The organism is Variovorax sp. TLI9-5A, assembly GCF_056867935.1.
In genome coordinates, this window is sequence record NZ_CP200310.1 from 6,747,857 (window position 1) to 6,762,278 (window position 14,422).

The window sequence follows — 14,422 nt, forward strand, 5'->3', positions numbered from 1 at the left end:
GAGTCGTTCAAAGGACCACGTTGACCAGACGGCCGGGAACCACGATCACGCGCTTGGGCGGCGCTCCTTCGGCGAAGGCGACGAAGTCGTCGCAGGCGAGCGCGAGCTTCTCTATCTCGTCCTTCGAGGCGCCGGCCGGCACGCTGAGCTTGCCGCGCAGCTTGCCGTTGACCTGCAGCATGAGCTCGATCTCGTCCTGCACCAGCGCCCCCACATCGACCGTGGGCCAGGGCGCATCGAGCAGGCCGCCCATGTCCTTGTCGTAGCCGAGTTCGCTCCACAGCTGCTGGGCGATGTGCGGCGTGGCCGGGTACAGGCAGCGCAGCAGGATGCCGAAGCCCTCGCGCACCGCGGCGGCGTCGCCCGCGCTGCCGTCGGGCTTGAAGCCTTCCAGCGCGTTGAGCAGCTTCATCGCGCCCGACACCACCGTGTTGTATTGCATGCGCTGGTAGTCGTAGTCGACCTGGCGCAGCACGGTATGCACCTCGCGGCGCAGCGCCTGGGCGTTCTTGCCGAAGGTCTGGCCGGCGAGTGCTACGGGCGCCACGTCGGCCTGCGACACGCCGAAGTTCCACACGCGACGCAGGAAGCGGTAGCTGCCCTCGACGGCCGCGTCGTTCCACTCGAGCGTGGCCTCGGGCGGCGCGGTGAACATGGTGTACAGGCGGGCGGTGTCGGCACCGTACTTCTCGATCAGGTCCTGCGGGTCGACGCCGTTGCGCTCGCTCTTGCCCATCTTGCCGACGCCGCCGTACTCGACCTTCGTGCCGTCGGCCATGGTGCCGCCGACGATGCGGCCCTGCGCGTCGAGCACGGGCGTGACTTCGGAAGGCGGGAAGTAGTCCTTGCCGCCCTTCTCGTTGCGCGAGTAGAAGATGTGGTTGAGCACCATCCCCTGCGTCAGCAGCTTGCTGAAGGGCTCGTCGGCCTTCAGCAGGCCGAGATCGCGCATCACCTTAGTCCAGAAGCGTGCGTACAGCAGGTGAAGAATGGCGTGCTCGATGCCGCCGATGTACTGGTCCATCGGCATCCAGTAGTCGGCGCCCTCGGCCACCATCGCCTGGTCGTTCTTCGGGTCGCAGTAGCGCATGAAGTACCACGACGAGTCGACGAAGGTGTCCATCGTGTCGGTCTCGCGCCGCGCGGGCTTGCCGCACACGGGGCAGACCACGCCGGCATGGAAGCCTTCGTGCTTGTGCAGCGGGTTGCCCGAGCCGTCGGGCACGCAGTCGGTGGGCAGCACCACCGGCAGGTCCTTCTCGGGGACCGGCACCGCGCCGTGCTCATCGCAATGGATGATCGGGATCGGCGTGCCCCAGTAGCGCTGGCGGCTCACGCCCCAGTCGCGCAGGCGCCAGGTGGTCTGCATCTCGCCCAGGCCCTTCTGGCCCAGCGCGTGCGCCACGGCGGCCACGGCCTCCTTGTAGGTCATGCCGCTGAAGTTGTCGGAGTTGATGGTCACGCCGCGCTGCTTGTCGGCGTACCAGTCCTGCCACTTGTGATAGTCGAAGTGCGGCTCGTCGTCGACCAGCACCACCTGGATGATCTCGATGCCGTACTTGTTGGCGAAGGCGAAGTCACGCTCGTCATGCGCGGGCACGCCCATCACGGCACCGTCGCCGTAGCCGATCAGCACGTAGTTGCCAACCCACACGGGTACCTGCTCCTCGGTGATCGGATGCCTCACCGTGAGGCCGGTGGGCACGCCCTTCTTCTCTTGCGTGGCGAGCTCGGCCTCGGTGGTGCCGCCGCTCTTGCATTCCTCGATGAAGGCAGCGACCTTGGGGTCGAGCGTGGCGGCGTGCGCGGCCAGCGGGTGCTCGGGCGCCACGGCGCAGAAGGTCACGCCCATGATGGTGTCGGCACGCGTGGTGAACACGTACGTGCGGCCGTCCTGGATCAGCTTGCCGTCGGCTCCCTTGATGTCGTGCGTGAAGGCGAAGCGAACGCCCTCGCTCTTGCCGATCCAGTTTTCCTGCATCAGCTTGACGCGCTCGGGCCAGCCCGGCAGCTTGTGCTGGGTGTGCTCGAGCAGTTCCTCGGCGTAGTCGCTGATCTTCAGGTAATAGCCCGGAATCTCGCGGCGCTCGACCGTGGCGCCGGTGCGCCAGCCCTTGCCGTCGATCACCTGCTCGTTGGCCAGCACGGTCTGGTCGACCGGGTCCCAGTTCACGACCTGGGTCTTGCGGTAGGCGATGCCCTTTTCGAGCATCTTCAGGAACAGCCACTGGTTCCATTTGTAGTAGCTCGGGTCGCAGGTGGCGATCTCGCGGCTCCAGTCGATGGCCAGGCCCATGGCCTGGAGCTGGCCCTTCATGTAGGCGATGTTCTCGTAGGTCCACTTGGCCGGCGGCACGCCGTTCTTCAGCGCCGCGTTCTCGGCCGGCAGGCCGAAGGCGTCCCAGCCCATGGGCATCAGCACGTTGTAGCCGCTCATGCGCAGGTAGCGCGTGAGCATGTCGTTGATCGTGTAGTTGCGCACGTGGCCCATGTGCAGCTTGCCGCTGGGGTACGGCAGCATCGAGCAGGCGTAGTACTTCTTGCGGCTCGCGTCCTCGGTGACGCGGTAGGCATCGGCGGCGCTCCATTGCGCCTGGGCAGCGGACTCGACGTCGCTGGGTTTGTAGCTGGGATTCATGGCGGTTCGGCAAGAGCCCGGCTCGGAAGCGGCCGGGAACGCGGGATTATCGCGCCCGGGCGAAGCCCGGGTCCGCAGACTCTAGACTCGGGGCACGTAACCTGCGTGTTGCGCGGGTAACGACTGCCGCCCGGCAGGCTCTTCGCACCGCCTGGAACACCATGAAACCGCGCCTGAAACACCTTGCCCTGGCCCTCGCGGCCGCCGCCGGCCTCGCCGCCACGCCGCTGCTGCGGGCCCAGCAGAACGACAAGCCCCTGCGCATCGTCGTGCCCTTCGCCACCGGCGGCGCACAGGACGTCATCGCCCGCTACCTGGGCGCCAAGCTCACCGACAAGCTCGGCCAGCCGGTCATCATCGACAACAAGGCCGGCGCCGGCGGCATCGTGGCCGCCGACGCGGTGGCCAAGGCAACCGACGGGGCCACCGTGCTCCTGGCCACCGGCGGCGCGATCACCATCGCCCCCCACCTGCAGGCCAAGCTCCCCTACGACCCGGTCCACGAGCTGGTACCGGTGGCCCTGGTGGCCGACACCCCCATGACGCTTTCGGTACGCGCCGAAAGCCCCTACAGGACGGTGGCCGACGTGCTGCGCGACGCCAAGGCCAGGCCCGGCCAGGTCACCTACGCCTCCACCGGCAACGGCACCGTCTCGCACCTGACCGGTGCGCTGCTGGCGCAGGCCGGCGGCGTGAACCTGCTGCACGTGCCCTACCGGGGCGCCGCGCCGGCCCTCACCGACCTGCTCGGCGGGCAGGTGGCGACCATCGTGACCAGCGTGGCATCGATCGAGCCCATGGTCGCCAGCGGCAAGGCCCGCGTGCTGGGCACCTTCTCGCGCGCGGCCCTGCCCAGCATGGGCTCGGCCCCGACCATCGGCGAGGCCACCGGCCTGCCGGGCATGGAAGTGCCGGTCTGGGTCGGCGTGATGGCGCCGGCGCGCATGCCGGCGGCGAGCGTCGAGAAGCTCTCGACCGCGCTGGTCGAGGTGTGCAATCTGCCGGAGACGAAGCAGCGCTTTGCCCAGCTGGGCGCGGTCAACACCTGCGGCGGCCCGGCGGCACTGGGCAAGGTGGTCACGGAAGACAGCCAGCGCTGGGCCAAGGTCATCAAGCAGGGCGGAATCAAGGTTGAATAGTCTGGCTCTCCCCCAGGCTTCGCGCACTTCGTGTCGCTTCGCCACCCCCTTCGCCGGGGGCAACACCGGTGGCCCGGCGAAGCCGGTTCCACGGTGTTCCCGAAAAGGGGTACGGCTTTGACGGTCGCGGCGAGGCGCTACCGCGTCGGCATCGCGGGCGCCGGAGCGATCGCGCTCGCGAGCGCGGCCTGGCTGCGGCGGGCCGGCCACGGCGTCACCGTCTGGTCGCCCGGCGGCCGGGGGGCGGATGCCTTGCGCAGCCAGCCGCTGGAAGCCGGCGGCATCGAGTCGTTCTCGGTGGGCGTCGAAGTCGCCGACGACGCGGCCGGGCTCTGCGCGGCCTCCGACGTGCTTCTGATCGCCCTTCCCGTCAACGGCCACAGGCGCGTGATGGACGCACTGCTGCCCTTCCTGCGCGACGGCCAGACGGTGATCGTCAGCTCGATGGCCTCGCTGTCCTCGCTCTACCTGCACGAGGCCGCGGTGCGCGCGGGCTTGCAGCAGCTCACCGTCGCCAGCTTCGGCACCACGGTGCTGACCGCGCGCCGCGAGTCCGGCACGCAGGTCCGCGTGATGACGCGGCGCAAGGCGGTCGGCGTCTCCGCCCTGCCCGCCGGCCGGATCGACGAGGCCCTCGCGCTGTGCGCCGATCTCTTCGGCGAAGGCTTCTCCGCCCAGGGCAGCGCGCTCGCCAGCGCCCTGGCCAACGTCAACCCGCAGTCGCACGGGCCGCTCGCGGTCTTCAACTGGACGCGCATCGAGCGCGCCGAGAACTGGCCGCAGTACCACTGCATGACACCCGGCGTGTCGCGCGCGATCGAGGCGCTCGATGCCGAGCGCCGCGCCGTGGCGGCCGCCTTCGGCATCGAGGTCGGCCCCATCGAGGCGCACTTCGCGCGCTCCTTCGGCACAACTTCCGAAAAGCTCGCCGACATCGCCGCCGAACTGCACGCCAAGCGCGGCGGCCCGCCAGGCCCCACGCAGACGGACACGCGCTATGTGAGCGAAGACATGCCCTACGGCCTGGCCTTCGTCGAGGCGCTGGGCGCCATCGCGGGCGTGCCGACACCCGCGACCCGCACCATCGTGGACGCGGCATCGCTGGTCAACGGCATCGACTACCGCCGCGAGAACGACCTGGTCGGGCCACTGGGCCTGGCCGGCGAAACCGTCGCAGGCCTGCTCTCCCGCCTATGAAGCGTCGGAGGTGTCGGCTTCGGGGAACACCGGTTCCCCGAGGTTGAGCATCAGCCGGTTGGCCCAGGCGAAGATGGCGACCGAGTGGATCAGGTCGAGGATTTCCAGCTCGCCCAGCCCCACGTCCTTGAGCTTGCGAACATCGTCGGCCGTGACCTTGTCGGGCTCGGCGCCCAGGCGGATCGAGAAATCGACGATCGCCTTCTCGCGTTCCGTGGTGCCGGCGCCCGCGGGCTCCTCGAACACCTGCGAGATCACGTCGTTGCGCTTGGCCAGCTGCTCGAAGCGCTGCGCGTGCACCGAGGCGCAATACACGCAGCCGTTGACGCGCGATTCCACCGTGGCACCCAGCTCGCGCTCGGCGCGCGGCATGCCGCCCGGCGCGAACATGATCGCGTTGAAGGCGATGGAGCGCTGCAGCAGTATCTCGGGCTGGTGCGCCAGCACCAGGAAGTAGGGCGAGGTGCGCGCCTGCGGGCTCATCTCGTCCAGCGCCGCCAGCTGCTCGGGCGTGGCGGTGTCGACGTCCACCGTGTCCAGCCACGGCTTCCACTTGAGCACTTCGTTGGTGAAGCCCTTGATGCGGATCGGGGCGCTCATGCTGCGGCCTCCAGCGCGGCCAGCGCCTTCAGGCCCGCGGCGACGCGGATCTGGTACGAGAGGAAGGCGATCAGCTGGCTCATCGCCACGATGGCGGGCGTCGACAGGCCGCTCGCGGCCAGCGACTGAACGGCAGCCTTGTCGCCCTCGATGGGGCGCTCGATCAGCTTGCCGGTGAAGGCCAGCATGGCCTGCAGGCGGGCGTCGGCGACGGGCTTGCCGGCATCCACCGCCGCGACCACGGCGCCGTCGGCTCCTTCGGCCGCGAGCCGGTCACGGTAGTGCACGGCCAGGCTGTCGGCCTTCGACACGCGGCAGGCATGCAGCGCCACCAGCAGCCGCTCGGTCACCGAGATGCCCTCGACGGAAGGGGAAAACATCGCGTCGTAGCTGCCCTGCGTCGCGGCGAGCACCTTTTCGCGCTGGCGGCGCAGCGCCCAGTTGGGTTGGTCCGGCGTCAGGGGGACGACGGCGTCGATCACATCGGAAACGGGTGTGCTTGTCATGGTTCGGTTTCTTATCGATTTCTCTCTTGGGGCGGCAGCGCAGGGGTCCATTCGTCGCCGAAAAGCTCCGGCTCGGCGAACTCCTGGAGGTAGGCCCAGTGCAGGTCGAAATCCTCGCGGTAGAACAGGCTGGCGATGCCGCTGGCCAGCCGCTTGGCGCCGTCACTGATGGCCGGAATGTCGCCCGACACCGTGCCGTGCGAGAGCGCCGCCGGGTAGCAGAAGCAATGGATGCGTGCGAGCCCCGGGCACTCGCCGGGCGCGCGCTCCTTGAACTCGAAGGCCGGGCCGAGGTCGGGCGAGTCGGCCAGTTCCTGGTCTTCGTCGCCGGGGGCCGGCGTGAAGCGGTCCTTCCAGGTGCGCACGTGGGGTGCAATGGCGGCGAACTCGGGGCGGGCGGGCCAGTCGACCTTGAAGCCGGTCGAGACGATCAGGAAGTCGAATTCGAAATCGCCCTTGGGCGTCGACACCACCATCGCGCCGCCCTTCGGCTCGACCGACAGCACCGGGCAGCCGAAGTTGAAGAACGCATTGGCGTGCCCCGACACCCGCAGCGTGCTGCCATGCGGCGGCGGCACGTTCAGCACGTTGATGTAGTGGCGGATACGCCACTTGAGCTCGTCCGGCAGGTCGTAGTGCCCCTGCGTGAGCCCCGGCACGCCCGCGCCCTTGCCCTTGTTGACGCGCGGCAGGTCGGTGCGGCGGATCAGCAGTTCGACGCTGTGCGCGCCGGCTTCCAGCGCGGTGGCGGCGCTGTCCATGGCCGAGGAACCCGCGCCGATCACGCCCACGCGCAGGCCCTTGAGCCTGCCGTAATCCATCTCGTCGGAGGAATGCGCCCACTTCGAACGCGGCAGGGCGTTCACGAAGGCCGGCACGGCCGGGCCGCCGAGGCCGTCGCGCCCGGTGGCCAGCACCAGGCGGCGCGCCAGCACGCTGCTGCGTTCGCCTTCGGGCGAGCGCAGGTCGAGGCGCACGCCGGTGGCGTCGGGCAGGGGGTGGATGGCCGTCACCGCCATGCCGTTGCGCACGTCCACGCCCATCACGCGGCGGTACCAGACGAGGTAGTCCATCCACTGCAGGCGCGGAATCTTGTCCATCGCCGCCCAGGCCTCCAGCCCGAACTGGGCCTCGAACCATGCTCGGAAGGTCAGCGCGGGCAGGCCCAGCGCGGGGCCGGTGAGTTCCTTGGGCGAGCGCAGCGTCTCCATGCGGGCCGTGGTGGCCCAGGGGCCCTCGCTGCCGGCGGGCGAGCGGTCGAACACCACGGCGCGGATGCCCAGCTGCGCCAGCGCCACCGAGGCGGCCAGCCCGGCCTGTCCGCCGCCGATGATGGCCACGTCGATCATGGCTTCGCCATCGGCGGCCTGCCGCGGCGGCATCCAGTTGCGGGCGGGCCAGCCGAGGTAGGAGAGGTCCTGGGCGAGCCGGGCCTCGAGCGCGGCCAGGGAGGAAGAAGGGGGAACGGTATCTGCTGGAGTCGTCATGTTGAAAACCGGGAACGGCGCCCAGTGTAGAAAGCTTCACGGTCCTTCGCGCCGTCAACCACTGCTCAGCACCGCCCCGCAAGCCCGTATCACTGGCCCGGATTTCGCATGCCACAATGATTTCAGACCACAGGGACCGGCATGGCCAGCAGCAAAACCGACGGCAGCGACAGCGAATGGTGGCGCGGCGCGGTGATCTACCAGATCTACCCGCGCAGCTTCATGGACAGCGACGGCGACGGCATCGGCGACCTGCCGGGCATCACGTCCCGGCTGGAGCACGTGGCCAGCCTCGGCGTCGACGCCATCTGGGTCTCCCCTTTCTTCCGCTCGCCGATGAAGGACTTCGGCTACGACGTGTCCGACTACCGCGCGGTCGATCCGCTCTTCGGCACGCTGGCCGACTTCGATGCCATGCTGGCGCGGATGCACGAGCTGGGCCTGAAGCTCATCATCGACCAGGTGCTTTCGCACACCTCCGACCGGCACGCCTGGTTCGCCGAAAGCCGGTCTTCGCGCGACAACGCCAAGGCCGACTGGTACGTGTGGGCCGACCCGAAGCCCGACGGCACGCCGCCGAACAACTGGCTGTCGGTGTTCGGCGGCCCGGCCTGGCAGTGGGACTCGCGCCGGCGCCAGTACTACCTGCACAGCTTCCTGGCCGAGCAGCCCGACCTGAACTTCCATTGCACCGAGGTGCAGGAAGCACTGTTGGGCGAGGTGCGCTTCTGGTGCGAGCGCGGCGTCGACGGCTTCCGATTCGACGCCTGCAACCACCAGTTCCACGACGCGCTGCTGCGCGACAACCCGCCAGCCTCGCTGGCCTCCATCGGCGAGGTCAGCACCGTGCGCGCCGACAACCCGTACGCGATGCAGCAGCACCTGTACGACAAGAGCCAGCACGAGAACCTCGCATTCCTCGAAAGCCTGCGCCGGCTGCTCGACGGCTACGGCGCGGTGGCGCTGGGCGAGGTCGGCGACGAGAACGCGCCGCCGGTCATGGCCCAGTACACCGAGCTCGGCAAGCGCCTGCACCTGGCCTACAGCTTCAGCCTGCTGACGGCCGACCACAGCCCCACGCACCTGCGCCACCAGGTCGAGGCGCTCGACGCCGCGCTCGCGCCCACGGGCGGCTGGGGCTGCTGGGCGGTGTCGAACCATGACGTGCCCCGCGTCGCCACCCGCTGGAGCGGCGGCGGCGCGCCCGACACCCGGCGCGACCGGCTCTGGCTCGCGCTGCTGCTCTCGCTGCGCGGCAGCGCCAGCATCTACCAGGGCGAGGAACTGGGCCTGCCAGAGGCCGAGGTGCCATTCGAGCTGCTGCAGGACCCGTACGGCCGCGCCTTCTGGCCCGAGTTCAAGGGCCGCGATGGCTGCCGCACGCCGATGCCGTGGACCGGCGAGGCCCCCAATGGCGGCTTCACCACCGGCATGCCCTGGCTGCCGATGTACGGCCCGCACCTGCCGCTGGCCGTCGAACGGCAGGCCGCCGACGCCGAGTCGATGCTGGCCTTCAGCCGCGCCCTGCTGAGCTGGCGGCGCACCCAGCCGCTGCTGCGCACCGGCGGCATCCGCTTCATCGACACGCCGGACCCGCAGTTGCTGCATTTCGAGCGGCACGGCGAAGGCGCCTCTTCGCTGCAGGCGATCTTCAACTTCGGCAGCGAGCCGGCATCGAGCCCACTGCCCCACGGCATTGCTCCTGTTGTCGGACAGCCGCTGACGGAGACCTCCGTCATCCACACCTTGGACGGAAAGCGCATGCTCCAGCTGGCGCCGTATGGCGTCTTCTTCGGCGCGCCCGCCGGCGAAGAACCCAGCTGAGCCCATCCAACATGCCCGTGAAGCCCCTTCCAGAGTCCGAAATCCACGCGCTGATGCGCGCCGAGCACGGTGACCCGTTCGCCGTGCTCGGCCCGCACGAGACGCCCGAGGGCCTGGTCGTACGCGCCCTGCTGCCCGGCGCCCAGCACGTGGCCGTGGTGCATTCGCGCACTGGCTGGCCGCTGTCGATACTCACGCGCCACCCCGAGTCCGACCTGTTCAGCGGACTCGTTCCGGCCGCCGAGGCGCGCATGGGCTACTCCTTCCAGGTCGACTGGGACACCCACACCTCGCGGCTGGAAGACCCCTACCGCTTTCCGTTCGTGCTCGGCGAAACCGACGTGTGGCTGCTGGCCGAGGGCACGCATCTGCGGCCATGGGAGCGGCTGGGCGCGCACCTGCGCGAGATCGATGGCGTGAAGGGCGTGGCCTTCGCGGTCTGGGCGCCGAATGCAAGGCGCGTGTCGGTGGTCGGCAGCTTCAACAACTGGGACGGCCGGCGCCACATGATGCGGCTGCGCCGCGAGTGCGGCGTGTGGGAAATCTTCGCGCCGCACGTCTCGGTAGGCGACAGCTACGAGTTCGAGATCTTGTCGGCGCAAGGCGAGGTGCTGCGCAAGGCCGACCCCTTCGCGTTTTCCGCGCAGCTGCGCCCCGACACCGCCTGCGTGGTGCAGCCCCTGCCTGCCCCGGTGAAGATGCCCGAAGGCCGCGCCGCCGCCAACGGCCGCGATGCCCCCATCAGCATCTACGAAGTGCACCTCGGCTCGTGGCGCCGCAAGAACGGCCACGAGTGGCTGGACTACCGCGAGCTGGCCGACACACTCGTGCCGTACGCGCGCGACATGGGCTTCACCCACATCGAGCTGCTGCCCGTCAGCGAGCACCCCTTCGACGGCTCGTGGGGCTACCAGCCCATCGGCCTTTACGCGCCCACCTCTCGCTTCGGCACGCCGGGCGACTTCCGCCATTTCGTCGAGGCCGCGCACGCGGCGGGGCTGGGCGTGATCCTCGACTGGGTGCCCGCGCACTTCCCTACCGATTCCCACGGCCTCGGCCGGTTCGACGGCACCGCGCTGTACGAATACGCCGACCCGCGCGAAGGCTTCCACAACGACTGGCAGACGCTGATCTTCAACTACGCGCGCACGGAGGTCCGCAACTACCTCGTGGGCAACGCGCTGTACTGGCTGGAGCGCTACGGCGTGGACGGCCTGCGCGTGGACGCCGTGGCCTCCATGCTCTACCGCGACTACAGCCGGAAGTCGGGTGAGTGGATTCCCAATTCGCTCGGCGGACGCGAGAACCTGGAAGCCATCGAATTCCTTCGCCGCATGAACCGCGTGGTCGGCGTCGAGCGGCCCGGCGCGGTGACCATCGCCGAGGAGTCGACCAGCTTTCCCGGCGTGACCCGGCCGCCCGAGGACGGCGGACTGGGCTTTCACTACAAGTGGAACATGGGCTGGATGAACGACACGCTGGCGTATGCCGGCACCGATCCGGTCTACCGCAAGCACCACCATCGTCAGATCACTTTTGGCCTGATGTACGCGCACAGCGAGAACTTCGTGCTGCCGCTGTCGCATGACGAAGTGGTGCATGGCAAGGGCTCGATGATCGGACGCATGCCCGGTGACGAATGGCAGAAGTTCGCGGGCTTGCGCAACCTGTACGGGTACCTCTGGGCTTATCCGGGGAAGAAGCTGCTCTTCATGGGTGGGGAGTTTGCGCAGTACGCGGAGTGGAATGCGGATCGCAGCCTGGATTGGCATCTGCTGGAGCATGCGTCGCATCAGGGGGTGCGCAGGCTGGTGCGGGATCTGAACAACGTGTACCGCCACTTTCCTGCGCTGCATGAGCTCGACCATGAGGCGCAGGGGTTCGAGTGGGTTGTGCATGACGACTTGGATCAGTCGGTGTTTGCTTTTGTGCGGCGGGGGCGGGGGCGGGAGTTTGTTGTGGTGGTTTGCAACTTCACGCCTGTGCCTCGGGTTGGGTATCGGTTGGGGGTGCCTTGTGCTGGGGCTTACCGGGAGATCATCAATACGGATGGGGTTGTGTACGGGGGGAGTGGTGTGGGGAACGGGGTGGTCGAGAGTTCGCCTGTGCCTTGGCATGGGAAGGCGGATTCGATTTCTATCGATGTGCCTCCTCTGGGGACCTTGATGTGGGTGCTGGTTTGATCTTTGGGTTGGGTTGCTGTCCGGGGCCGGGTCTCGGCCCGGCGGCCGACCTACTTTTCTTTGCTTCGCCAAAGAAAAGTAGGCAAAAGAAAGGCGACCCTACTGTCTGCGTCCCTCCGCTTCGCTACGGGCAACCTGCGGTGCTCGACATAGGAGGGGGTCCGCAGAACTCGCTTCGCTCAAACAGCTGCGGCCCTTATCCCTCCTACGTCTGCGCTCCTCGGCGCAGCCAGAAGGGATTTCGAACAGGCCATCGCTACGCTCGGCCCCTTGAACAGCCTGAACTGGCCTTCGCTTCGCTCGGCCGGGGATTCAAGGTCAGAACCAATTCCGACGACGCCAACAACGCACGCAACTCCAACACCCCCTCCGCCCCATTCCAAGCACAGCAGGCGCGAAGCGCCTGCTGTGCCTTGGTGGCCGAGCGAAGCAAAGGCCCGAGCGTCTCCCCTCCCCTCTGGCTGCGCCGAGGAGCGCAGCGTTTCGCGGACAAGGGCTCGCAGCTGTTTGAGCGAAGCGAGTTCTGCGAGACCCCGCGAAACGCGAGCACCGCAGGTTGCCCCGTAGCGCAGCGAAGGGGTCGCAGACAGTGGGGTCGCCTTTCTTTTGCCTACTTTTCTTTGGCGAAGCAAAGAAAAGTAGGTCGGCTGCCGGGCCGAGACCCGGCCCCGGGAAGCAACCCCCACAAAGAGCAAACAAGATGCTGAGCCCAGGCAAGCCCTTCCCCTTGGGTGCCACGCCTTCCCAGCAAGGCGTCAACTTCGCCCTCGCAGCCCCATCAGCAGAAGCAGTAGACCTCTGCATCTTCGACAGCACCGGCAAGAACGAACAACAACGCCTCCGCCTGCCAGCATGCACAGACGGCATCTGGCACGGCCACCTCCCAAGCGGCAAACCAGGCCTCGTCTACGCCTACCGAGTCCACGGCCCCTGGAACCCCAAAGCAGGCCAGCGCTTCAACCCGGCAAAGCTGCTGCTGGATCCCTACGCCCGCGAAATCGCAGGCACCTACGACGGCAGCGACCTCTTCCTCGGCCACGACCCAGCGAACCTGGACAAAAGAGACACCCGAGACAACGCAGCAGTCGCCCTCAAAGCCCGAGTCGCACCAACACCAGACCCTGCCCCTCCCGGCCACGCCCGCATCACAACAGGCGACCGCGTCCTCTACGAACTCCACGTCAAAGGCCAGACGAAACTCAACCCCGCAGTCCCCGCACCGCTGCGAGGCACCTACGCCGGCCTCGCCGAGCCCGCGGTGCTCGACCACCTCCAGCGCCTGGGCATCACCACCCTGAGCCTCATGCCCGTCCAGCACCGCGCCGACGAGCCCCGCCTGCTGCGCATGGGCCTGACCAACTACTGGGGCTACAACACCATCGGCTGGTTCGCCCCAGAAGCCCGCTACTGGAGCGGCCGCCCCGGCACCACGCCCGCCAGCGAGTTCCGCACGATGGCCGACGCGATCCACGCGCGCGGCATGGAGCTGGTGATCGACGTGGTCTACAACCACAGCGCCGAGAGCGACGAGCTCGGCCCGACGCTTTCGATGCGCGGCATCGACAACGCGCTCTACTACCACCTGCGCGCCGACGACCGCTCCCTCTACGAGAACTGGGCGGGCACGGGCAACTGCCTGAACCTCGGCGAGCCGCGCGTGCTGCAGCTGGTGATGGACAGCCTGCGCTTCTGGGCCTGCGAGATGGGCGTCGACGGCTTCCGCTTCGATCTCGCGCCTGTGCTCGGGCGCGCCGACGCGCAGCGCGGCTTCGATGCGCGCGCGCCCTTCTTCGCAGCGATCGCGCAAGACCCGGTGCTCTCGCGCACGCTGCTCATCGCCGAGCCCTGGGACATCGGCCCCGGCGGCTACCGGCTCGGCGAGTTCCCGCCCGGCTGGCTCGAATGGAACGACCGCTACCGCGACACGCAGCGCGGCTTCTGGCTTCGGCAGGGCCACGGCGACAAGGCCGGCCTTGGCGACTTCGCTCATCGCTTCGCGGCCTCCAGCACCCAGTTCGAGCACCATGGCCGCGCGCCGACGGCGAGCGTCAACTTCATCACCGCACACGACGGCTTCACGCTGCGCGACCTGGTGAGCTACGACGAGCGCCACAACATCGCCAACGGCGAGAACAACCGCGACGGCCACGGCCACAACCTCAGCAACAACTGCGGTGTCGAGGGTCCGAGCGACGACCCCGCCGTGCTGGCCCTGCGCACCCGGCTGCAGCGCGCGCTGCTCGCCACGCTGATGCTGTCCCAGGGCACGCCGATGCTGCTGGCGGGCGACGAGCTCGGCCACAGCCAGAGGGGCAACAACAACGCCTATTGCCAGGACAACGACACCACCTGGCTCGCATGGATAGGCACCTCCGCCCCCGGCAGCGACGCGGCGCGCCTGAGCGCCTTCATCGCGCGCCTCGCCGCGCTGCGCCGCGAAGCTCCTGCCCTGCGCAGCACGCGCTGGTGGCCGGCCGAATCGCCCCCGGGCGCATCGCCGGGCATCCACTGGCTGCGCCCCGACGGCCAGCCGATGACGCCCGCCGACTGGAACGGCACGGGCACGGCCCTTGCAATCCTCTTCGATCATGAAGAGGCGACGGAAAGCTCATGGCTGGTGATGGTGAACGCGGGCCCGCAAGCCGTGCCGTTCACGCTGCCGCCGGGCGCGTGGCGCCTCTGCCTGAGCACCGATCCGGCGGCGGACCCGGGCGATGGCCCCGAGGCGCTGGAAGCCACGGTGCAAGTGCCTTTTTCGAGCATCGGGATTGCAAGAACGTAGGAGCCAGCCGTGCAGCGCGGTGCTAGGCTCGATGCAGAAACTCTGACGGCGTATTCCGGCCAAGCG

The 14,422-nt window shown here is 68.6% G+C and carries 9 protein-coding genes; 5 read left to right on the forward strand and 4 right to left on the reverse strand.

Features of this window, described 5'->3' with window-relative positions; translation table 11 throughout:
• Nucleotides 1–7: 7 nt before the first annotated feature.
• Nucleotides 8–2,638 carry a leucine--tRNA ligase gene (gene leuS / locus AC1VNX_RS32085; RefSeq protein WP_483161556.1) on the reverse strand — a complete coding sequence of 877 codons (2,631 nt, stop codon included), beginning with the start codon at nucleotides 2,636–2,638 and terminating at the stop codon, nucleotides 8–10.
• A gap of 161 nt (nucleotides 2,639–2,799) precedes the next feature.
• Here leuS and AC1VNX_RS32090 point away from each other — a divergent pair, with 161 nt between their 5' ends.
• Complete coding sequence (locus AC1VNX_RS32090) at nucleotides 2,800–3,777, forward strand: Bug family tripartite tricarboxylate transporter substrate binding protein (protein WP_483161557.1); 978 nt, start codon at nucleotides 2,800–2,802, stop codon at nucleotides 3,775–3,777.
• 117 nt (nucleotides 3,778–3,894) lie between these two features.
• Nucleotides 3,895–4,974, forward strand: coding sequence for an NAD/NADP octopine/nopaline dehydrogenase family protein (locus tag AC1VNX_RS32095; protein WP_483161558.1), 1,080 nt, complete (start codon nucleotides 3,895–3,897; stop codon nucleotides 4,972–4,974).
• Here the strand turns inward: AC1VNX_RS32095 and AC1VNX_RS32100 are convergent.
• From AC1VNX_RS32100 to AC1VNX_RS32110, 3 genes are read right to left on the reverse strand one after another with little or no spacing between them, the layout of a single operon-like run.
• Entirely contained in the window at nucleotides 4,969–5,574 is a 606-nt protein-coding gene (locus AC1VNX_RS32100; RefSeq protein ID WP_483161559.1) for a peroxidase-related enzyme, read from the reverse strand. The genes AC1VNX_RS32095 and AC1VNX_RS32100 overlap by 6 nt on opposite strands.
• Nucleotides 5,571–6,080 (reverse strand): CMD domain-containing protein, encoded by a 510-nt coding sequence (locus AC1VNX_RS32105; protein ID WP_483161560.1) that lies wholly within the window; start codon nucleotides 6,078–6,080, stop codon nucleotides 5,571–5,573. Before AC1VNX_RS32105 ends, AC1VNX_RS32100 begins: the two co-directional genes overlap by 4 nt.
• Before the next feature lie 11 nt (nucleotides 6,081–6,091).
• Nucleotides 6,092–7,567: a SidA/IucD/PvdA family monooxygenase gene (locus tag AC1VNX_RS32110; protein ID WP_483161561.1), complete on the reverse strand. Its 1,476-nt coding sequence runs from the start codon at nucleotides 7,565–7,567 to the stop codon at nucleotides 6,092–6,094.
• 141 nt (nucleotides 7,568–7,708) lie between these two features.
• Here AC1VNX_RS32110 and AC1VNX_RS32115 point away from each other — a divergent pair, with 141 nt between their 5' ends.
• The 3 genes from AC1VNX_RS32115 (at nucleotide 7,709) to glgX (ending at nucleotide 14,356) form a co-directional block, all read left to right on the forward strand.
• Nucleotides 7,709–9,391, forward strand: a complete 1,683-nt coding sequence (locus tag AC1VNX_RS32115) for an alpha-amylase family glycosyl hydrolase (protein WP_483161562.1) — start codon at nucleotides 7,709–7,711, stop codon at nucleotides 9,389–9,391.
• Nucleotides 9,392–9,402: 11 nt separating this feature from the next.
• The gene (gene glgB / locus AC1VNX_RS32120) at nucleotides 9,403–11,574 is read left to right on the forward strand and encodes a 1,4-alpha-glucan branching protein GlgB (protein WP_483161563.1); all 2,172 of its coding nucleotides are present in this window, start codon (nucleotides 9,403–9,405) and stop codon (nucleotides 11,572–11,574) included.
• A 700-nt stretch (nucleotides 11,575–12,274) separates the two neighbouring features.
• Nucleotides 12,275–14,356 carry a glycogen debranching protein GlgX gene (gene glgX, locus AC1VNX_RS32125; protein WP_483161564.1) on the forward strand — a complete coding sequence of 694 codons (2,082 nt, stop codon included), beginning with the start codon at nucleotides 12,275–12,277 and terminating at the stop codon, nucleotides 14,354–14,356.
• Nucleotides 14,357–14,422 lie beyond the last annotated feature (66 nt).

What these genes read in the sequence shown, in the direction of transcription:
- leuS (WP_483161556.1), bottom strand. Translation starts at nt 2,638, where the DNA reads ATGAATCCCAGCTACAAACCCAGCGACGTCGAGTCCGCTGCCCAGGCG.
- AC1VNX_RS32105 (WP_483161560.1), bottom strand. Translation starts at nt 6,080, where the DNA reads ATGACAAGCACACCCGTTTCCGATGTGATCGACGCCGTCGTCCCCCTG.
- glgB (WP_483161563.1), top strand. Translation starts at nt 9,403, where the DNA reads ATGCCCGTGAAGCCCCTTCCAGAGTCCGAAATCCACGCGCTGATGCGC.
- AC1VNX_RS32110 (WP_483161561.1), bottom strand. Translation starts at nt 7,567, where the DNA reads ATGACGACTCCAGCAGATACCGTTCCCCCTTCTTCCTCCCTGGCCGCG.
- AC1VNX_RS32115 (WP_483161562.1), top strand. Translation starts at nt 7,709, where the DNA reads ATGGCCAGCAGCAAAACCGACGGCAGCGACAGCGAATGGTGGCGCGGC.
- glgX (WP_483161564.1), top strand. Translation starts at nt 12,275, where the DNA reads ATGCTGAGCCCAGGCAAGCCCTTCCCCTTGGGTGCCACGCCTTCCCAG.
- AC1VNX_RS32100 (WP_483161559.1), bottom strand. Translation starts at nt 5,574, where the DNA reads ATGAGCGCCCCGATCCGCATCAAGGGCTTCACCAACGAAGTGCTCAAG.
- AC1VNX_RS32090 (WP_483161557.1), top strand. Translation starts at nt 2,800, where the DNA reads ATGAAACCGCGCCTGAAACACCTTGCCCTGGCCCTCGCGGCCGCCGCC.